The sequence below is a fragment of the Virgibacillus doumboii genome (assembly GCF_902806455.1).
Lineage (GTDB): Bacteria > Bacillota > Bacilli > Bacillales > Amphibacillaceae > Lentibacillus > Lentibacillus doumboii.
Genome location: NZ_CADCWQ010000001.1, coordinates 2,439,033 through 2,460,165 on the forward strand (window position 1 = coordinate 2,439,033; position 21,133 = coordinate 2,460,165).

The window sequence follows — 21,133 nt, forward strand, 5'->3', positions numbered from 1 at the left end:
GTCTTCTGATATTCCAAATTACTAAAAGAATATATCATATTACCCTGATTTTAAAATTTAGTATGAACGAAAAAGCGAGCTCTATACGAAATAGAGCCCGCTCCTATTTTATTCTTAATTCATCGGTGTATAATCAACGTTTTCGCTATAGCTGTTTCCGGCATTCCAAATCAGGAATTCGTTTATGCCGTTTTCTTTTAACGCTCTGATTTGTGCTTCCACTTCCTGTTTTCCGTATTGTTTAGCAGGTCCGCTGTAAAGCCATGGCGCTTCAAAGTCCTGAATCCACGGCCTTGAAGTTGGTGGATCCTGCAGTTTTCCGAGCACTTCATTTTCAACTTTTGCATACTCCGTTACCAGCTTATACGGTTCCTTATCAGGGAATGGAATACCGAAATATGACGTCCAGTGACTTGGATAAATCATGGATGAAATGACATCAACATTGTTGGAGATCTTGGAAAAGTTCTGTCCTATTCCAGGCGCTTCAGGAATAGTTGCTGAATAACCGAATATATCTACAGCAACATCCACATCATAATATTCAAGTTCTTTTCTTGCATACTTGACAAAATCGGTTACGGCATTGACACGGCGTTGGACATTATTTTTCCCGTCTTTATAATCACCTTTACTGTAACTTAGCTCACTGTCGTAATGTTCAAATCCTTCCGGGAAACGAACATAATCAAATTGAATTTCCTGAAATCCGAGCTCCGCAGCCTTTTTTGCAATTTCTACATTATATTTCCAAACTTCTTTTTCGAAAGGATTTACAAATGCTTCTCCTTTTCCATTGGTCCATACTTCCCCATTTTTGGTAAAAGAAAGATCCGGACGTTTCTTCGCCAGTACAGAGTCTTTAAAAACAACGATTCTGGCAATTGGATAAATACCTTTTTTCTCAAGTACCTTCAGCATTTTTCGTGGCTCATTTATATAATTAACGGCGATGTCTTCATATTTTGAGCCTTTTTTTGGTTTGAATGTTAAATTTCCATGGTCTTCTTTTATATCAATAACCATTGCATTCAAATCCGATGTTTCTACGAGATTGATAAGGTTATCAAACCTGCTGCCGCCAGCAGATGGTCCCGTAACATAGATTCCACGGACAGCATTCGGGTATTCAAAATGTAATCCTGAATCATAAGTAAACCGCTGCAGTTTTTTCTGTGTATTAATTGGAGCTACACTAGTCTTGCTGTGAACATGAGGTTTTGCTGTATGTATCTCTTCGCCACTGCTTCTGTTAAAAGTCATTGGAATTATAACGCTCAGCAGGAGAATACTTACGAGTGTTAATATCATGAGGTGTTTTTTCTCCATTATCTATCAATCTCCCATTCCCATTTTAAATCTATTATAAAGGATATCGACAAATTTTAGAACATTATTCTACAAAATTAGCTGAAGAAATCTTTGGGAATTTACTTGAAGTTTTTTTCGCATAACAAGTGTTGGATTAATAAAGATTCACTGAGTAAGGAAATAACGCAGAAAATTTTATTACGGGAAAAAATTGAGGTAGTTAATATAAGTTACGAGAAGCAGTGGAAAAATAGAACCTGCATTTTGTTATCTTAATGAACCGACATCCTTCTAGTTATGACAAAAAAACGGGTGTTCATCCCGCTTTTTTATATTTGCATTATGTGAAATACAAAATATCATCTAATTCAACAGAGAAACCATCCAGCTTCTTAGAAGATATTTTTCCTGTGTCTGTTTTTGCGTCATGTTGTTCGTACATTTTTTCCTCATTAAGGGAGTATACAGTAATCATATTCAGCATCGGATTAACAATCCAATACTCCTTGGTGCCATAGTTCATATAAAGATTCAACTTTGTAATCAGATCATGTGACTGGTTGGAGGGGCTTAAAATTTCAACAATCAGCTCGGGAACTCCAATATATCTGGCATCTGTAAAACCACTTTTATCACAAATAATGCTGATGTCAGGAATAACAATTTTTGTGCCCTCTACGGAATCGTCTTTAAATTCGATGTCATATGGAGCGGGAAATACCTCACAGGGCTTTCCGTCAAGAAAATTCCAAAGTTTATTCTGCAAATTACTGGCTATTCGCTGATGCTTTGTCGTTGGTGAGGGAGACATATAAACATATCCGTCAATATACTCAAGTAAATCTTCCGAGCTTTCCCGAATTTGAAAGTACTCATCCACTGAAACAGGATCTTTGCGGTACAGAATCAATTTATAAACCTCTTTTCTAAAATCGTCTTTAGGATTATTTTAGCATGTTTTTTGAATAGTAATGATTAATTATTGAATTCAAAGTGATTGGATGTAAATTAATTTTGTGAAGAATTACTCAGAAGGTATATGCTCCTGGTTTTCAGTGAGGATGATATGCTCGATTTGCAGTGCAGCGGAAAGTACGTGGATAAACGCCTCAAGCAATGTACATTCTGAATGTTTTTCATAATAGTAGTTTATGTGTCTTATCAAATCTCCACTAACCTCTACATCAAAATGGTAAAAGTCGATAATCGGGAAATATAGTGCGTCACCAATCGGGATTAGCGTTCCCATAACAATTTCACCTTTTTCAGGCGGGAAAGCTGTCGGGTCATATACAATGACATCAAGTGTTTCCTGCGTAAGAATATCAACAAGAACTAAAACATTATCACTATGTTTATGTCCTACAAAATAAAATTTCGGTATTGCTCTATCCCATTCCCTGAGCCAGGAGGTCATTAGAGGTTTATTCCTGAATTCATCATAATGCTCGTCAATAAAGATTTCCACATAACTCGTTTCTTTATCGGCATCCGACTCATATATCACTTTCCACCAAAACAAGTTATGCACCAATGCTTCCCATTTGTCTTCCGGCAGATTGTGGTCATCAATAAATTCTTTCAGTATTGGATAGTATTCTTCGGATGCGAGATCCACCATGTATTTAGTGAATTTATTGTAGACGTTAAGCAGCATTTCTTCTTTCGTTTCATCCGAAATGGGATAATCATGCCGAAACTGTTTCGAAGTTGATTCGGACTGTGCAAATTCGACCACCTTTTCAATATTAACATTTCTTTTCAATATAAAATCAACCCTTTCTTATTTGGTATGCTTTATGTAATTCGACATTAATTTATATTTTCCTCTTTTTTCTCCAATTTTGGCAAATTTAATATATAATAGTAATAAAAATATGTGAAAAGGATGTGGACGATGTTGTGCCTTATAAACCACGTACCAAGTCAACCGAATTAATAATCCTGGAAATATTAAACTACCGAATGAATTTAGCAAGTAAGGATAGGCGTCATTATATGAGTCTGAAAAAGGGCTTTGAAGGAGAAGTACAGTTTGACAGTCTGACAGAAAAACTGCAGTGTGAATGCCTGATATTAAATGATCTGCTTCTGGAAGTAAACAACACTACTTTCCAAATTGATTCCCTGATTATTTTACAAAGTTTAATCAGCCTTTACGAAGTGAAAAATTTGGAGGGTGATTATTACTACGAATCGGATAAAATGTATAAGAAACCCCGAAAGGAAATTATTAATCCGCTTCTTCAATTAAGCAGAAGTGAATCATTATTACGTCAGCTCATTCTCAGACTCGGATTCAACCCTGCAATTGATGCTTCTCTTGTATTTATCAATCCTAATTTCACCTTATACCAGGCACCCCTCGACAAACCAATTATTTACCCGACTCAGATTAAACGTCATTTGAATCAACTGAATTCCCGACCCTCAAAACTAACCAACAAACACAAAATACTCGCTGATCAATTGTTGTCGCTGCATATTACGGATTCCCCTTTTGATCAACTGCCGGTCTATTCTTATGACCAGCTACGGAAAGGAATTGTCTGCCCGATGTGCCATTCATTTTCCGTAACTGTTGATAAAAGAAAATGCATCTGTAAGCATTGCGAACACACTGAACTGGTGGGAGATGCTGTTATGAGAAGTATTGAGGAATTTAAAATTCTTTTTCCAGATGAAAGGATTACTACTAATGTTATTTATGATTGGTGTCGGGTGGTGACATCGAAAAAGACAATCCGGAGAGTTTTGGCAGACAATTTTAATATTATTGGAACGAATCAATGGACTTACTATATATAACAGTGGATGGGATTGCTTACCTTGATGAGTGATCTTTCTGCGGATTTCCAGATTCATTTGGGTACTTACAACACCGATGAGTTACCCTTCTATGGATTCCCAGCTTCGTTCGGGCACTTATAGTACCGATGAACGACCTTTCTATGGATTCCCAGCTTCATTCGGGCACTCATAACACCGATGAGTTACCCTTCTATGGATTCCCAGCTTCGTTCGGGCACTCATAGTACCGATGAACGACCTTTCTATGGATTCTCAGCTTCATTCGGGCACTCATAACACCGATGAGTTACCCTTCTATGGATTCCCAGCTTCGTTCGGGCACTCATAACACCGATGAGCGACCTTTCTATGGATTCCCAGCTTCGTTCGGGCACTCATAGTACCGATGAGTTACCCTTCTATGGATTCCCAGCTTCGTTCGGGCACTCATAACACCGATGAGCGACCTTTCTATGGATTCCCAGCTTCGTTCGGGCACTCATAACACCGATGAGTTACCCTTCTATGGATTCCCAGCTTCGTTCGAGCACTCAAAACCTCTACACACATAAAAAGCAGGTTAACAGCGAACCCGCTTTTTAAATAAAGCTGACTTGATTTAATATACGATCAACAGCTTGTTCCCCATTTTCCTGCCACTCTTTTTTATCTCTAATAAGTCCGTCTTGATCAAGTGGATCCTGAAATTGACTGAATCCGGAAACAGTGGCTAGCGAATTAACATCTCTGTCTAACCCTGTATTCACCACGTGTTTTATCACATATGGTTTTTCGAATTCTATTAGTGCGTTTGGGCGATCGAGTTCACCTTTTATCACTTTAACTGAAAGTCTCAGATAGATTGTTTCTCCTCCATCACGCCACAGAATAGAATCGATACACCCTTTATGATAATCCCAGCATCCTCCTAAAGTATAATTTAGTTGTTTCGAATAATCCTGTACTGTTCCAAAATGCGTTCTTTTTCCTTCTAGTTCCGTTTCCAATTCAATCATTCACATTCATCCTTTGTAAATTTTTCCTACCTTATTATTCTACTACTTCAATAATTTATATTCGCATTTTTAATTAAATTATTCGGTATTTATTTTCAATTAACCTTCTGCTTACTTTTTTAATACAGTAGACCAGGAGGTGTATTTATGGAATCCGCTGGAACTTTTTTGCAGGAAATGCTGGTTCTTTATGGAATTGCATTGTTGGGGTTTGTGGTTAGAAAAAAAGGAATTTTAAATGAAAATACGAATGATGTTTTAACTCAGCTGATTCTATACATTACGTTGCCGGCCCTCATACTATATTCACTTGATATTTCGTTTTCTATTGACTTGTTGAAAGAATTTATGTGGCTTGTCTCCATGTCGCTATATATACTTTTAATATCATGTTTTCTAGCTTATTGGATGAAACAGCGATCCCAACTGCCGGAAAAGCAAAAGAGCGTGTATGAAGGTCTAATTATTTTCGGTAATCAGGGATTTATTGGTTATGCAATAAGTTTTATTCTGCTGGATGAACAGGGAATTGTTTATTTAACCATGTTTAACTTATATTATTTAATTCTCATATGGACTTACGGAATATACCTGTTCAGTAAAAACAAGAATGCAATTGACTGGAGGACTATTGTTCTAAATCCGGGAATTCTTTCTACATTGACCGGATTAAGCATTTTTTTACTGCCAATAAGCTGGCCGGATATGCTGGCAAAAGGGCTGGATAGTGTTGGTAAAATGACAATTCCTCTATCCATGATGTTAATAGGAAGTTTAGTTGCAAATGTAAACTATAAAGATTTTATTTTATTAATAAAAAATACCTATTTATGGAAGTCAGCGGTTACCAGGCTTATTCTAATACCAGTACTCTTGCTTCCTTTTGCAGCCTTATCCATTCCATTTTCTGTATTACTAATTGCTGTTATCGTTTCCGGAATGCCCTCCGCCCCAACCATTTCACTTTACTCGCAAAAATTTGGCGGCGACACCGTATTTGCATCTTTTGGAACCCTGCTTACAACACTGTTATGTATCTTTACCATTCCATTTCTTTATCTGGTTGTAAGCATGCTGGGAAAATAATAATTAAAAAGAACAACATAACCAATGCCATGTTGTCCTTCTTACTTTATATTATTTTACAATCAGTACCGGACAGTCTACCCGTTTAGCAACTTTGTGACTGACACTTCCTAAGATCATTGTTTGCAGATTGTTTAACCCTCGGCTTCCAATAACAATAGAGTCAAAATCATTCGCATTCGCAAACTCCACGATTGTCGGTCCCGGTTCACCGTGGAGTATTTGCACCTTATAGTCGATATTGGTTTCCCCGAGCTGATCCAGCACGGGCTGAATCTTCTCTTTTCGTTTTTGTTCAATTTCATACTTACTGTCGTTGTGCAGAACATCCGATTTCGAAGTTTGACCGTCAACCACATAAACAACATCAATTGTTCCTTTAAACTGTTCAGCCAGTTGAACCGCATGATCGGCTGAGCGAACGGAATGCTTCGAACCATCCGTAGCCAAAAGTATTCGTTTAAACAAAGTTTTCACTCCTTTGCATATACATATCTGTTGACCAACTCATAATTAATGGCCAGACGCTTTTGACAGTCCGCCGATACGTGTCTTTAAATGGCGACTTTCATCATTCAGCCCCGTATATGTTACGTGAATATTGTTTTCCTCAAACTTCATTTCAATTTTATCCAACGCACCAACTGCTGAATCATCCCAGAGATGGGCATGTGTTAAATCTATTTCGACCGCATCAACGGTGTCTGTAAAGTTGAACTTGGCAGGGAAATCACTGACCGACGCAAAGAACAATTGACCTTTCACACGATATACTTTTTTCTGTTCCCTTAAAATAAGCTCTTCTGTTACGTTTATTTTGGAAATTTTTGCCGCAAAGAATATTGCACTCAGCAATACTCCTGCCAAAACACCAATAGATAAATTATGGGTAACAAGCACAATGGCAACAGTTGTTACCATTACAGCAGCATCCGTTTTGGGAAGCTTATTCAGATTTTTTACAGATGACCAATCAAACGTGCTGATTGAAACCATAAACATGACACCGACAAGTGCTGCCATTGGAATTTGCACAACCAATCCGCCCAGGACAATAATTAAAAACATCAGGAACACACCTGCTACAAGAGCCGATAATCTTCCGGCACCACCTGATTTTACGTTGATTACCGACTGTCCAATCATGGCACATCCGGCCATACCGCCGAAAAATCCCGCAACAATATTGGCAATTCCCTGGCCACGGCTTTCTTTATTTTTGTTACTCTCTGTATCTGTCATATCATCAACTATATTAGCTGTTAAAAGTGATTCCAGCAAACCAACAATTGCCATTGATAAGGAATACGGAAAAATAATCATAAGTGTTTCCAATGTAAATGGAATTGATGGAATTAAAAAAGCTGGCAATTGCTGTGTCAGTTCGCCCATATCGCCAACAGTTCCAACACCAAGATTACCATATATTGCAATTAATGTTACCACGATGATAGCGACCAATGTTGATGGAACAGCTTTTGTTATACGTGGAAAAAGATAAATGATAGCTAATGTTAATCCGACAAGCGCATACATGACCCATGTTTCGCCAACGAAATGTTGAAGCTGCGCCATGAAAATCATAATTGCCAATGCGTTTACAAATCCCACCATTACAGAGCGTGGAACGAATCTCATCACTTTCGCCAATTTAAATATACCAAATAATATTTGAATAATACCTGTCAAAATTGTTGCCGCCAATAAATACTGCAATCCATAATCAGCAACCAGATCTACCATCAGCAGGGCCATTGCTCCAGTCGCTGCCGATATCATTCCAGGGCGGCCTCCGACAAATGCAATGACTACGGCTATACAGAACGCTGCATAAAGACCAATCATCGGGTCCACTCCGGCAATAATGGAAAAGGCAATTGCTTCCGGTATGAGAGCAAGTGCAACGACCATGCCAGCCAGCACATCCCCTCGTATATTTCCAAACCAATCCTGTTTTATTTCCTGTAAATTCACGTAAGCACCTCTTTGCTGTTTTTTCATTTAGTATAGAAACTTCTGCCTTTATTAGAAAAAAACTAAGCTTACACAAAATGCTGGAAGCTTGCAGTTTTTCTTATACTTTATTCATATAAATTTTCATTTTTTTAAAGTGCAAAAGTAAGTTCCGTTTTTACCAAAGAAGAAGCATACCACAATTATGTTCACACTCAAAACTTCATGAAAACGTAGTCATTACGTATTTCCTGCTATTTTCTCTGTTTTTCTTTAAATTGATATGCTATTTAATAAATATCATAAAATATCTCATTACGCTGATCTCGATTGAATTTCGGTTTACACCTAATGTTTATGTAAAAAAACAGCTGAATCCATGGCGGACTGAGCTGTTTTAAATCGTATATCATTCTATGTCTAAGTAACTGCAAGCAACATGGCCCACTGATTTGGCTGCAACAAGAATCGCATCCTCATCAATATCAAATTTAGGATGGTGGTTAAAGTAAGGTTGTTCTACCCCTTTTGGCGTACAACCAATATAGAAATAAGAACCAGGGATTTTCTCCAAATAATATGCAATGTCATCAGATGGTGCCATCTTAGGAAATTCTTTTACTTCTTTAATGTCATTATCCCTAACCCCATTCAAGGCATCTGCAACAAACGCAGTCAATTCTGGATCGTTGTATAATGGTGGATAGTCCGGTGTATAAGTAAGTTCGCACGTTACACCGAATAACCCTTCCAACCCATTAACGACCCGATGAAATTCTTCGTCAATAACTTTCTGTGTTTCATCATCTGAATAGCGTATATCCCCTTCGATTTCAATGCTATCATTAATCACATTAAAGCTGCCCTTTCCGTCAAATGAACCAATTGTTACGACTCCAGAGTTCATTGGGTCCACTCGTCGACTGACAATGGTCTGAACTGCTGTTACAAAGTGGGCTCCTGCGACAATTGCATCATTTGCTTTGTGGGGTGAGGAACCATGTCCACCAACACCCTGAATCTTCAATTTAAAATATGTACGGCCATTGAAGGAATAGCCACTATGGTAGCCGACCATTCCTGCTGGTGCCATTGGCAAAACGTGAATACCAAAAATTGCTTCTAAATCGTCAAGTTTGCCTGAATCTACTACGCTTTTGGCACCACCAGGAGGCTGTTCCTCCGCATGTTGATGAATAATTTTAATGGTACCTTTGATTTGATCCCTTAGTTGGATAAGACAGTCAGCCAAAACCAGCAAGTATGCTGTATGGGCATCATGTCCACACGCATGCATGACACCTTCATTGCTCGATTTAAACGGAACATCTGTCTCCTCATTAATTGGCAAGGCATCAAAATCAGCACGAAGGCCAACTGTTTTACCCGGCAATTCTCCTTTTATGGTAACAATGATGCCGTGTCCGTTTCCTACATTCGTTTCGATTTCGACATCCTTTCCTTTATAAAAGTCGGCAATGTAGGCTGCTGTTTTTTCTTCTTTAAAAGAAAGTTCAGGATGTTCATGTAAATAACGACGAATTTCAATCATCTCATCTTCCCGTTCTTCAAGCATTTTCATTAATTCGTTTCTCATTAAGCAATACTCCTTTCACTAGTCAAAACAAAATTCCCTATCCTATGATTATACATTTTATTCCGTAATTGCTGTTGCATTTTCAACAATCTCAACTGGAACAAGTATAAGAATAAAAAACAGCAGCAAATATTATAATTCCTGCAGTAGCAGAAATTATAATATTACTTTCCGCTGTTACTGCGCTGTATATAGTTACTGAAATGACTAAGCCAAAAATATTTCCTGAAAGTACAGAAGCTTCATAACCTGAATTGGGATATCTTCATCAGGCCTGGTATGATCGGTTTTTTGAAAATTATTTTGAGAGCACTAAAAAACCCATTCCCCCTTATAATAGACGGGAATGGGTAATGATGGTTAAATATTTTCTACTTTACACCTTGCTCAGATCTTACGACATTTTTTATATGTTCCACTGCTTTTGGATCTTCAAGGCCAGTAATATCTCCAGAAACATTTCCTGTCGTAACAACTTCCCTTAATAACCGGCGCATAATCTTCCCGCTAACTGTTTTTGGAAGCTCCTCTGCAATAACAACTGTTTTTGGAAGAGCAATTTTACCAATATGATGAACGATATTATCCTTAATCTTTTGGTGCAGTTCCTCTGTTTCACTATATCCATCGGCCGTTCGTACAAATACATAAGGGACTTCTCCCTTAATTTCATCAGGTATTCCAATAACGGCTACTTCAGAAATGCCTTCAACTTCCAGGACTGCACTTTCCATTTCCATTGTACTTAAACGGTGCCCCGCAACATTAAATGCATCATCTGAACGCCCTACTACCCAGAAATGTCCATCATTATCAACTAAAGCAAGGTCACTTGTAAAATAGCTGCCCTCCACCTGACTGTAATAAGAATTATAGAATCTTTCGGGTTCTTTCCAAAGTGTACGGCAGAGCATTGGGAAAGGCTTTCGAATAACTAAGTTTCCAAGTGTGTTCGATTCTACCTCATTACCTTCATCATCTACTACAGCCGCATCCGCACCGAGAAACTGAATGCTGGCAGACCCTGGTTTCATTGGTGATAACCATGCAGCTCCGGCAAGTGGACAACCCGCAGTTTCTGTTTGTCCCCATGTATTATTGAGATAAATTTTTTCTTTACCTAATACTTCATATGTCCAATGCCATGTTTCGGGATCAAACGGCTCCCCGACAAGTGTAATAACTTCAAGGCAGGATAAGTCATATTTGTTAAGCGTTTCTTCACCCAAACTTTTTAACATACGCAGTGCGGTTGGTGCGGTGAATAATTTATTTACACGGTACTTTTCAATCATTTGGTAAAAGCGATCTTTTGTTGGATAATCCAATGCACCTTCATAAACGACCGTCGTTACACCATTTGCTAAAGATCCAACAATTCCCCAAATATGCATGGTTAACCAGCCAACATCGGCAGAACACCAGAATACATCATCCTCTTTGTGATCTAAATGGTATTTTGCATAGATGTAGTTTTGAATGACAAATGCCATCGCAGAATGGACAACACCTTTTGGTTTACCAGTCGTACCGCTGGTATAAAATACAATTCCCGGGTCATTTGCTTCTAGTCGTTCTGGTTCACAATCAATACTTTCATTTTTTGTGAGTTCATGCCACCAGTAATCCCTTCCATTTTCCATATATGGTTGTGTACCCAGCCGGTCAACAACGACGACAGCCTTCACGGAAGGAATATCCGTTACCACCTGATCTACCTTCTCCTTCAATGTAACGATATTTCCTCTTCGTTTTGTCGCATCCCCGGTTACGACAACTTTTGGTTCGAAGTTAACAAGACGGTCTTTCAACGCGTTTTCTGAAAAACCGGAGAATATGGAATTATAGACTGCTCCAATACGGAAGCAGGCTAATACTGCAATAAATGACTCGGCAAGGTTTGGCAGATAAATAGCGACACCATCACCTTTTTTAACTCCAAACGATTTTAAAACATTTGCAAAACGATTCACCTCTGCAAGCAGCATATTATACGTATAAAAATCAGATTCACCGGTTTCACTTTCCCATATAAGAGCAGTTCTGTTCCCGGCTCCATTTTCTATGTGACGATCTAATAAATTGATGGACGGATTACTTATTCCACCCACAAAATACTTGAAATCCGGAAGTTCTCCAGTCATTGTTTCTGTCCAAGGCTCGTACCACTCAAGTTCTCTGGCTACACTATCCCAGAATGCACTTGGGTCTTTATGGGACTGTTCGAGCAGTTCCTGAAAAGCTTGACTGCTCCCAATTGATGTTTCGCGCTCCTTTTTCTCGTCCGGATAAATAAGTTCACTGTTGTTAACTACCTGTAGAATTCCGTTAATATCCACTTTAATCCTCCTCGTTGTTATTATTAATCCAATTCCTTTGTACAGTTATTGAATCACATGTCTCGCTTGTCTGTTATATAATTTTTATTATAAACAATTTTCTGTATATTGTAAACGGTATCATTTAATGGTTTTCAGTCACTTCTTGGAGAGAAGTTAGGGTCATCTTGTTCCAATCCGTTCCATGGTATCTGGGGGCAACTATAATTTTATCGCGTATTTGGAAATTTCTACAACAAACAATATTCGTCTTCTACTTGCATTTCATAACATTGAACTATATAATAAATAAAAATTCAATAGTATTAGTGATGAAGAAGTGATAGTACAATTGCCCGCTGGATGGTAGAGAGCTTGTGGCTGGTGAAAACAAGTACCAAGGTATATTGGAATTGGGCTTTGGAGCTTTTTTGAAAATGAGAGATTCCGCCAATCAAATCGGAATAAATAGGGTGGCACCGCGGTTCATTCGTCCCTTTTCAGCAGGGATAAATGAGCTTTTTTTAATTGATCTGTTCATAGGCTGATTAAGTTCATTTTTCCCAAAAAGAGAAATGGAGTGTAGAAAATGGAAACAATATTTTCAGGAATTCAGCCGAGCGGAACGTTGACCATTGCAAACTACCTGGGGGCTTTGCAGCATTTTGTGCAGTTACAGGAGGAAAATGACTGCTACTTCTGTATTGTCGATGAGCATGCAATCACTGTACCACAGGACCGGCTGAAACTGCGAAAGAATATCCGCTCGCTGGCGGCTATCTATCTTGCATCCGGGATTAATTCGGATAAATCCACATTGTTCATCCAATCAGAAGTTCCGGCACATACACAGCTGGGCTGGATGATGCAATCAATCAGTTACGTCGGTGAGTTGGAGCGGATGACTCAGTTCAAGGATAAGTCAAACGGCAAAGAGGGGGTTTCCTCTTCGTTACTGACATATCCGCCATTAATGGCAGCTGATATTTTGCTGTATAAAACGGATCTTGTCCCCGTCGGTGATGATCAGAAGCAGCACCTGGAACTGACAAGGAATCTTGCACAGCGTTTCAACAACCGCTTCAACGACATTTTCACCGTGCCGGAACCAAGCATCCCGGAAGTCGGAGCACGGATTATGTCACTGCAGGAACCAACTACAAAAATGAGCAAATCCGACGAAAATGAAAAAGGATTTATTTCCATGCTTGATGAACCAAAACGGATTGAGAAAAAAATCAAGAGTGCCGTAACCGATTCAGAAGGCGTTGTTAAATTTGATAAAGAAAATAAACCGGGTGTCTCAAACCTGATGACGATTTACGCGAGCTGTACCGGCAAGTCACTTGATGAGATTGAGTCTGCATATTCAGGTAAAGGATATGGAGATTTCAAGCAGGATGTTGCTAATGCAGTTATTGATGTGCTGAAGCCAATCCAGGATCGTTACAATGAGCTGATTGATTCAGAAGAGCTTGATGATGTTCTCGATAAAGGTGCGGATAAAGCTTCCTTTGTCGCCAACAAAATGGTTGAAAAGGCGAAGAAAGCAATGGGATTGGGACGCGTTCCGAAGAAAAAATAAATTGTTTGAGAGCACTTCCTCGTGTGGAGGGAGTGCTTTATTGATGGTCAGCATATTCTTTGTGCTTCTCCTGATAAATCTGTTCTTCTCCTGATAAATCCATTCTTCTCCTGATAAATCCGTGCTTCTCCTGATAAATTCGTTCTTCTCCTGATAAATCTGTTCTTCTCCTGATAAATCCATTCTTCTCCTGATAAATCCGTTCTTCTCCTGATAAATCTCCACATCTCTCTACCAAAAAAGGATAGCCCGCCTGACAATGGCGGGCTATCCTTTTACTGCTGCTTTGATTTATTTTTCTCAGGTGCCTGCTCCAATTCCCACATTCTTTCCAGGAATGGCTGCCCCTTAATCATTTTGGCACACAATTCCTCGTGCCCATTGCTCCAGCCGTATTTGACACCTTCATATAACGTTTCCCATACTTTTTCCTTGTCCATATACCTGAGGAAGGGGTATTGCTTTGGATCCCATTCAGTGAGCCAGTAACGAAGCTCTTCCAGGTTATTGGCGGTCCTCAGCTGGTCAAGGGCAATCATCAGCAGCTGTTTCAATTGACGTTCCCTGCGCGTCAGTCCATGGATAAGTTCAGGGGCCATGGAGAGCATATGGTATTCTTTTTCATCAGCTGCACTTTCATCAAATTTAAACGATTCGGGTTTGGTTGTCTTGATCATATCAAATACAAGTTGTTCCTGCCGTGGGATTAATCTGCTCTTTCGTATTGGAACCTGATATCCGATTGTATCAAACGCAATGATATCATTACCGTCCGTAACAACACATGCGAAGTCAAGCACCGTCCGCTCGTGGCCTTTACGTACATACGCACGTTTGTATATCATGTCGAGCAGGCTTTTAGGCAAATCACTCATATCATTTTCAATATAGTTATAAAGCACTTCTGATATGTATAACAATGGAACCTGATCCAACAACTCAATTCCATCCTCTTTTCGCCATTCATGATAATGGCAAACACTGTATCCGTTTTCCTCACCTTCAAACCAATTTACCCATACATCGTGTAAATACAACATAAAAACAACCCTCACTTGTACACTTTTAAATTAGTTTTTCATCTGTCACTTTTCGGTGTTTGAAAGCTTTTCATAATGAATTCATTTAGGATACATTATGACCATCATTCAAAAAATTATTCGATGTTCGGGAAGTTTACATGTTATTTGGATAACGAAAAAGTGCGATTGCCATTAATAAAAAGCCGATTGGCAAAAAATAACATTCAATCCTGCCTGAAATAAATACAAAATAATCTGCCCAGGAAATCCCTGCAGGCAAAAAGTTCATGTAAGCTATTGTTGTTACACCACCCGTAACAGCCAGTCCAAACCCAATTAAAAAGAGAAACAAGAAACCCATTCTATCTCACCATCCAAGCCTGTCCAATCTATTTCTATTATTTTATGAGTGAGATAGAAAAAAATGATTTATTTTCATTTACCATCTAAAAAAGACTGACCGCAATAAGCAGTCAGTCTTCCAATTCAGCTGTCTTTCATATTAACTATATTTTTTAAAAATAAGTGCGACATTGTGTCCCCCAAATCCGAGTGAGTTGCTGACAACAACGTCCACATCCTGTTTTCTTGATTCGTTCGGTACATAATCAAGATCACAATCCGGATCAGGTGTCTCATAATTTACAGTTGCCGGCAAAACATTATCGGTAATTGATTTAATGGCAATTAACGATTCAATTCCGCCTGCTGCTCCAAGCAAATGCCCCGTTACCCCTTTTGTTGATGAAACAGCGAGTTCGGAAGCATGATCACCAAATACCGTTTTGATTGCTATTGTTTCGTACTTATCATTAAGGGCTGTACTTGTTCCATGTGCATTAACATAATCAACATCAGTTGCCTGGATTCCCGCATCATCAATGGCCTGTTGCATCGCACGTGCCGCTCCTTCACCATTCTCAGCAGGAGCTGTAACATGGTATGCATCGCCTGTTGCACCATATCCGACAATTTCACCGTATATATGTGCACCTCTTTCTTGCGCTGATTCCAGTGTTTCCAGTACCATGATACCCGAACCTTCACCCATTACAAAGCCGTCACGGTTTTTGTCAAACGGGCGACTTGCCGTTTTTGGATCCTCATTTAATGACAATGCTTTGGCCGAACAGAATCCTGCAAATGCCATATTTGAAATAGGTGCCTCTGTACCACCTGCAATGATGTAGTCTGCATCACCACGCTGAATTGTTTTGAATGCATCACCAATCGAACTTGCACCCGAAGCACATGCTGTTGTTGAACAAGAGTTGATGCCCTTTGCGCCAAGCTGAATGGATACCTGGCCTGCAGCCATATCAGGAATCATCATTGGTACGAAAAACGGACTTACACGACGGGGACCCTTTTCAAGAAATTTCGTGTGCTGGTCTTCCCATGTCTGCATGCCGCCGATACCTGAACCGATCCAGACACCAACACGATTGGCATTACTTTCATCAATAGTCAAATTCGCATCGTCAACTGCCATCCTCGCAGCTGCGACTGCATACTGTGTGAATGGGTCCATCTTCCTGGCGTCTTTTTTGTCCATATAATTTGTTGGGTCAAAGTCTTTTACTTCAGCAGCAACTTTTGCGGGAAAAGCGTCTTTATTTACCTTTGTTACAAAATCTATTCCGGAATTTCCCGCAACAATATTATCCCACATCGTTTCAACATCATTTCCAACGGGGGATATTGCACCAAGTCCCGTAACTACTACTCTTTTTTGTTCCATTTGGTACTCCTCCTATGACGAATACTGTTAATTTACCTGCCCCAGCGGAGTGCGATTGCGCCCCATGTTAAACCTCCGCCGAATCCTACCATCACGATTAAATCATTATCTTTTATTTTACCATTTTTAACTTCTTCGGATAAAGCAATTGGAATGGAAGCTGATGAATTATTTCCGTATTTTTTGATGGATGTCGCCATCTTATCTTCGGAAATGCCTAACCGTTCGCGTGCCGCTTCCATAATTCGGATATTTGCCTGATGCGGAATCAGGTAATCAACATCCTCTTTATTATAGCCAAGTTGTTCAATGACATTTACCGATGATTCCGGCATTTGGCGAACAGCAAATTTGAATACTTCGCGCCCATTCATCTGTAAATGATCTTGTTCATCCTGATAAAGTTCTTTTCCGCCTGAACCGTCAGCACCCAATTCAAATGAAAGAATGCCTTTCCCTTCAGATACCGGGCCAACAACAGCCGCTCCGGCCCCGTCACCAAACAGGACACACGTATTCCGATCAGACCAGTCTGTAATCTTGGACAGTTTTTCTACACCTACAACCAAAATATTTTTATAGGCATTTGTTTCGATAAACTGTTTGGCCGTTGCCACGCCGTACATAAATCCTGAACAGGCAGCACTGATATCCATTGCAGCAACCTTTCCCGCACCAAGCCGCTCCTGCAGCATACATGACACAGAAGGAAATGGTGTATCCGGTGTAACCGTTGCGACCAGTATCATATCGATATCTTCTGCCTTCATATTTGCTTCTTCCAATGCATTTTGGGCAGCGAAAAAAGCCATGTCGGATGTATCTGTATTATCGTCAGCGATTCTTCTTTCTTCAATTCCTGTTCTTGTTCGGATCCACTCATCACTTGTATCCACGATTTTTTCCAAATCCTTATTTGTAACCACGTTGGTTGGAACGTAATGTCCTGTGCCTAAAACCCCAACATTCATAAAGACATCCCCTTATATTCTAATATTAATATCAATTATTATGACTTGGTACTAATTTTAATGCATTCTAATTCCATATGCAAGAAAATCTCAATTTGATTCCCTCTCGTTAGGCAGTAATCCCGTTTCCTTATATTCTTCTACCGCATCTTCCACTTTATCCTGAAAATCCTCTGGTACTTCAGGACTGTACTTCCCCATTGAAATGACTTCATCCTGAAAATCATACGTTAATACACCACCGCGAAGTTCACCATCATTAAATTTCTCGGCAGTAAGTACATACAATTTTTCAACATGCTGTACAGTACTTGTCAACACAGTATTTTCGGCAATACTATTCTGATCGGAGACATAACCAATCGCATATATACCATCTTTCTTTGCCTGCTCAATAACCGGCTCACTATAGGTATCACCAGTTGGATACATAACATCGACGTTGGAATCCAGCATCTGCTCGTACATTTTTAATGCTATATTTTCTCCACTCCAACTGTTCACATATTTAAACTGTACTTCTGCTTCCGGATTTTGATACTTTACCCCTTCATAAAACCCTTCAATTTCAGGCTGCCATTCATACGCACCAATAACTCCGACCTGATTTGTTGAAGTCATTTTACCTGCCACCATACCACCAAAAAAACCCATTGCATGCGAATTAAAATTAAGACTCGTCACATCTTCGCCAAATTGACCACCATTAAAATAAACAAAGTGAACATCAGGATATGCTTCTGAAATATCTTTAAAAAATTTGCCGTATGTACTGCTGTGACCAAAAATAAGATTTACTCCCTTGTTCACAAGCTCATCGACGGCTTCTGTAACTTCCTGTTTGGTTTGGATATCTTCTTTATAATAAACTTCAACATCTAATTCCTCACTGATTTGAAGCAATCCTTCATACCCTTTTTTTTCCCATGGCTGATCGTGTATGGAACCTTCCACAAGCATTCCCGCCTTCTGCAAATGACCCTGATTGAAATAATCCGAACAACCGGATAAGGTCATGGCTGTAATAAAGGCTAGTGTTATGATGGTCAATTTTTTCACCGTGTGCACTCCAATCCGGAACAAAAATAATCTACTTGTATATTATCCTTTAAATATTGGTTCGTAAATATTCTGCGTCATTACATTTTAATTACACTAGTAAAAATTCTTATACGTTTCATAGTGATTTATTACTATGTTTACATTTTCCTTTATAGGTCTATTGTTCCGAATAAAGATAGAATTTTCAAGTTTTTTATTTTCACGGTGCTTTTCATGAATCGATTTCACTTCTAAAACAGGACTTAAATTGGATGATTTAACCCATTGGATTAAGCTTTGCAGAACGTCTTCTATATATACGGCTTCACTCAGAAAATGATCCGAATTGAATCGTATAAATTGATTGTTGTAATACATACCCTCAGGTTCCATTGGCATCCATTTGCCATAAACCAGAGGAAAATTTATCTTAGTGGTACTGCCGTTGTTCAATGTCAGTACAAGTTCATCGTCTTTACGAATCGTGATGGTCGTATCATATGCTGTTTCCCGTTCTGTTTCAGTCACATGCGTAAATAATTCATTACGACCGACAAACATTGACAGGTGTTCTTTTTTATCGGTGGACATATCATCCATGCCGTCCACCCTATGCCCATTTTCCAACAAAAAGTCCACAACATGAAAACCGATCCAATGAAAACAATTTTCAACTAAAAATAACATCAGTAATACCTCCCGTTCTCCAATCCAGGGAAATTAATTCTTTTATTTTTCGTACGCATTTGATAAACTATATAAGGAATGTATTTACGTAACATATTTAATACTTAAACTATTCTTGTCAAAATAAAAAATGAGGTGTAAATTATGCGTTTCTTCTGGCCATTTATTTGGGCATTAGCTATCAGTGGTGTTGTTTCATACGTATTAAGCAGTATGGCTGGTAATGCGTTCAATTTGATGCACACTATTATATTGGCTATCATTATGTCAGCGGGTATTTTCGTCTTGGGTGAAGGTGTTATTGAAGACGAAAGCAGTAATTAAATAAAGCAATATCAAAGAATAACCCTTGCCTTCAAGGTGATGATGGCAAGGGTTTTGTGTTTACTGGTCAATTAATACCAAGGAAGTACACTTAGGGCGGTCAAGGCGGCTAATGGTAACACAAGACGATTGAATCTTCTTCTTGGTCTGTAGCCATAACCGTAACCGGGGTATCCATATCCGTATCCATAGCCGCCATAGCCGAACTGCCGATGCTGATAGCCGTATGGGTGGTTATTTTCCGGGTAATCATTACCTTCCCCTATTGGTACTGCAACATATACATATTCATCATCGAGACCAGTAACGATACCATCTACTTTGGCACCATCGTTCATTTCAATCAGTACATAAGAATGCATATGATTTTTGCATGTTTCGTATATATGTTGATAATTGTGATGCATATTTTCAACCTCCTCACCAACTAGACTATTCATCGGCCTATGGGTTGGTGACTTGTTCGAGGCTGAAAATACTTGTTAACTGGGAGGCACATTAAATGGAAGCAATCGAAGCTTTTTGGGTTTTAGTTAAATATCTTGTTCTTGGTCTAATCCAGGGTTTCACGGAACCAATTCCGATTTCATCCAGTGGGCACCTGGTAATAATACAGGAGCTTTTTGATGTCGGGATTGAAGGACTTTCCTTTGAAATAATGGTGAATTTCGGATCACTTATTGCAGTTCTGATCATTTACAGGAAAGACATTTATCGCCTGGTGGAAAATAGCATCCGCTATATTACAACACGGGCTGACGATGCGAAAAGTGATTTTCAGTTTGTCTTGTTTTTGGTGATTGCAACAATACCAACAGGGATTATTGGCCTGTTGCTAAAAGATTTCATTGAAAACGAATTGGGCGACAGCCTTATGGTTGTCGGTTTTGCATTGCTTGTTACGGGGGTCGCCTTATGGATCATCCGGAATCTGCGCGGCCGCAAAAACGATGGCGGGATCACCGTCCGTGACGCTGTCATCGTCGGACTGGCCCAATCGGTTGCATTGATCCCCGGAATCAGCCGGTCAGGTGCCACCATTGTTGCAGCAATGCTTGTCGGTATGAAAACGGAAACAGCACTGCGGTTTTCATTTCTGTTATACATCCCGGTCAGCCTCGGCATTACCATTCTGTCGGTTGATAATATAATAAGTGGTGAGAGTGATATAAGTGCTGTTGCTATTCCAGCGATCCTGGCGTTTGCCGCAGCGATTGTCGCAACATACTACTCACTGCGCTGGTTTATGAATATCATGAAGCAAGGTAACCTGAAATACTTCGCCTACTACTGTTTTGCAGTTGGTATTCTAGTTATTATTTTTCTGTAGAAACTGTTAAAAACTCCCTCTATTTGGGTATAACAAACCCTATGGAGGGATTTTTTATGGCATGGATTGATGATAAAAAAAACTATGTTGATATTCACGTTGGGACGTTTGAATTAACATTCAACAAAAAATACCGTTTTATTGCGTTATTAAATGATATTATACTGGGGATTCTGTTTTTGGTCGGCAGTGTGTTTTTTCTGTTTGAGTCATTAAAAACTGCAGGCGCAGTTTTATTTATCATAGGCAGTGCACAGCTGCTTGCCCGCCCAATCATCAAAATCATGCACGCCTTTAAGCTATTCAGGGAGCAGAATAAACAGTAACGCCAGTTTAGCGATGGTACAAAAAACTTCTAACC

22 protein-coding genes and 1 other annotated feature are annotated in these 21,133 nt (G+C 39.2%); of the genes, 6 read left to right on the plus strand and 16 right to left on the minus strand.

The features are described from left to right. Window positions 1-114: 114 nt before the first annotated feature. From G6R02_RS11920 to G6R02_RS11930, 3 genes are all read right to left on the minus strand, one after another. The gene (locus G6R02_RS11920) at window positions 115-1,329 is read right to left on the minus strand and encodes a putative glycoside hydrolase (protein WP_164669464.1); all 1,215 of its coding nucleotides are present in this window, start codon (window positions 1,327-1,329) and stop codon (window positions 115-117) included. 322 nt (window positions 1,330-1,651) lie between these two features. After that, window positions 1,652-2,221, minus strand: coding sequence for a Uma2 family endonuclease (locus G6R02_RS11925; protein WP_164669465.1), 570 nt, complete (start codon window positions 2,219-2,221; stop codon window positions 1,652-1,654). 114 nt (window positions 2,222-2,335) lie between these two features. Continuing rightward, window positions 2,336-3,076, minus strand: a complete 741-nt coding sequence (locus G6R02_RS11930) for a hypothetical protein (RefSeq protein ID WP_164669466.1) — start codon at window positions 3,074-3,076, stop codon at window positions 2,336-2,338. Window positions 3,077-3,213: 137 nt separating this feature from the next. Between G6R02_RS11930 and G6R02_RS11935 the strand changes: the two genes are divergently transcribed. Continuing rightward, the gene (locus G6R02_RS11935) at window positions 3,214-4,119 is read left to right on the plus strand and encodes a nuclease-related domain-containing protein (protein WP_205520127.1); all 906 of its coding nucleotides are present in this window, start codon (window positions 3,214-3,216) and stop codon (window positions 4,117-4,119) included. A 581-nt stretch (window positions 4,120-4,700) separates the two neighbouring features. On the opposite strand, the gene G6R02_RS11940 is transcribed toward G6R02_RS11935, so the two are convergent. Then, on the minus strand, window positions 4,701-5,117 hold the full coding sequence (locus tag G6R02_RS11940; RefSeq protein ID WP_164669467.1) for a YugN family protein: 417 nt from the start codon (window positions 5,115-5,117) through the stop codon (window positions 4,701-4,703). 147 nt (window positions 5,118-5,264) lie between these two features. On the opposite strand from G6R02_RS11940, the gene G6R02_RS11945 reads away from it, so the two are divergent. Further along, entirely contained in the window at window positions 5,265-6,203 is a 939-nt protein-coding gene (locus tag G6R02_RS11945) for an AEC family transporter (protein WP_164669468.1), read from the plus strand. A 51-nt stretch (window positions 6,204-6,254) separates the two neighbouring features. Here G6R02_RS11945 and G6R02_RS11950 read toward each other — a convergent pair whose 3' ends face one another. The 4 genes from G6R02_RS11950 to acs all read right to left on the minus strand — a co-directional run bounded on the left by G6R02_RS11950 (window position 6,255) and on the right by acs (window position 12,092). Further along, on the minus strand, window positions 6,255-6,671 hold the full coding sequence (locus tag G6R02_RS11950) for a universal stress protein (RefSeq protein WP_164669469.1): 417 nt from the start codon (window positions 6,669-6,671) through the stop codon (window positions 6,255-6,257). A gap of 45 nt (window positions 6,672-6,716) precedes the next feature. Then, a complete protein-coding gene (locus tag G6R02_RS11955) occupies window positions 6,717-8,177 on the minus strand; it encodes a SulP family inorganic anion transporter (RefSeq protein ID WP_164669470.1) in 1,461 nt (486 codons plus the stop codon). Window positions 8,178-8,565: 388 nt separating this feature from the next. Next, complete coding sequence (locus G6R02_RS11960) at window positions 8,566-9,753, minus strand: amidohydrolase (protein ID WP_164669471.1); 1,188 nt, start codon at window positions 9,751-9,753, stop codon at window positions 8,566-8,568. Window positions 9,754-10,124: 371 nt separating this feature from the next. Beyond that, complete coding sequence (gene acs, locus G6R02_RS11965) at window positions 10,125-12,092, minus strand: acetate--CoA ligase (protein ID WP_164669472.1); 1,968 nt, start codon at window positions 12,090-12,092, stop codon at window positions 10,125-10,127. Window positions 12,093-12,394: 302 nt separating this feature from the next. Then, window positions 12,395-12,572: a binding site (T-box leader), on the plus strand. An 88-nt stretch (window positions 12,573-12,660) separates the two neighbouring features. On the opposite strand from acs, the gene trpS reads away from it, so the two are divergent. Then, the gene (gene trpS / locus G6R02_RS11970) at window positions 12,661-13,656 is read left to right on the plus strand and encodes a tryptophan--tRNA ligase (protein WP_164669473.1); all 996 of its coding nucleotides are present in this window, start codon (window positions 12,661-12,663) and stop codon (window positions 13,654-13,656) included. A gap of 37 nt (window positions 13,657-13,693) precedes the next feature. Here the strand turns inward: trpS and G6R02_RS11975 are convergent, their stop codons facing one another. The 7 genes from G6R02_RS11975 to G6R02_RS12005 all read right to left on the minus strand — a co-directional run bounded on the left by G6R02_RS11975 (window position 13,694) and on the right by G6R02_RS12005 (window position 19,118). Next, the gene (locus G6R02_RS11975) at window positions 13,694-13,894 is read right to left on the minus strand and encodes a hypothetical protein (protein WP_164669474.1); all 201 of its coding nucleotides are present in this window, start codon (window positions 13,892-13,894) and stop codon (window positions 13,694-13,696) included. Window positions 13,895-13,931: 37 nt separating this feature from the next. Continuing rightward, complete coding sequence (locus tag G6R02_RS11980; RefSeq protein ID WP_164669475.1) at window positions 13,932-14,696, minus strand: YjbA family protein; 765 nt, start codon at window positions 14,694-14,696, stop codon at window positions 13,932-13,934. Between the two features lie 136 nt (window positions 14,697-14,832). Then, window positions 14,833-15,039 (minus strand): YuzI family membrane protein, encoded by a 207-nt coding sequence (locus G6R02_RS11985; RefSeq protein ID WP_164669476.1) that lies wholly within the window; start codon window positions 15,037-15,039, stop codon window positions 14,833-14,835. A gap of 141 nt (window positions 15,040-15,180) precedes the next feature. Then, window positions 15,181-16,419, minus strand: a complete 1,239-nt coding sequence (gene fabF, locus G6R02_RS11990; RefSeq protein WP_164669477.1) for a beta-ketoacyl-ACP synthase II — start codon at window positions 16,417-16,419, stop codon at window positions 15,181-15,183. A gap of 32 nt (window positions 16,420-16,451) precedes the next feature. After that, complete coding sequence (locus G6R02_RS11995; RefSeq protein ID WP_164669478.1) at window positions 16,452-17,390, minus strand: beta-ketoacyl-ACP synthase III; 939 nt, start codon at window positions 17,388-17,390, stop codon at window positions 16,452-16,454. Between the two features lie 90 nt (window positions 17,391-17,480). Next, a complete protein-coding gene (locus tag G6R02_RS12000) occupies window positions 17,481-18,449 on the minus strand; it encodes a BMP family ABC transporter substrate-binding protein (protein WP_164669479.1) in 969 nt (322 codons plus the stop codon). Between the two features lie 96 nt (window positions 18,450-18,545). Beyond that, window positions 18,546-19,118, minus strand: coding sequence for a hypothetical protein (locus G6R02_RS12005; protein ID WP_164669480.1), 573 nt, complete (start codon window positions 19,116-19,118; stop codon window positions 18,546-18,548). A 144-nt stretch (window positions 19,119-19,262) separates the two neighbouring features. Here G6R02_RS12005 and G6R02_RS12010 point away from each other — a divergent pair, with 144 nt between their 5' ends. Further along, window positions 19,263-19,442 carry a DUF2929 family protein gene (locus tag G6R02_RS12010; protein WP_164669481.1) on the plus strand — a complete coding sequence of 60 codons (180 nt, stop codon included), beginning with the start codon at window positions 19,263-19,265 and terminating at the stop codon, window positions 19,440-19,442. A 71-nt stretch (window positions 19,443-19,513) separates the two neighbouring features. Here the strand turns inward: G6R02_RS12010 and G6R02_RS12015 are convergent, their stop codons facing one another. Next, entirely contained in the window at window positions 19,514-19,849 is a 336-nt protein-coding gene (locus G6R02_RS12015) for a hypothetical protein (protein WP_164669482.1), read from the minus strand. 104 nt (window positions 19,850-19,953) lie between these two features. Here G6R02_RS12015 and G6R02_RS12020 point away from each other — a divergent pair, with 104 nt between their 5' ends. Further along, window positions 19,954-20,772: an undecaprenyl-diphosphate phosphatase gene (locus tag G6R02_RS12020; RefSeq protein WP_164670401.1), complete on the plus strand. Its 819-nt coding sequence runs from the start codon at window positions 19,954-19,956 to the stop codon at window positions 20,770-20,772. 56 nt (window positions 20,773-20,828) lie between these two features. Then, on the plus strand, window positions 20,829-21,098 hold the full coding sequence (locus G6R02_RS12025; protein WP_164669483.1) for a YrhK family protein: 270 nt from the start codon (window positions 20,829-20,831) through the stop codon (window positions 21,096-21,098). The last annotated feature ends 35 nt before the right edge of the window (window positions 21,099-21,133 follow it).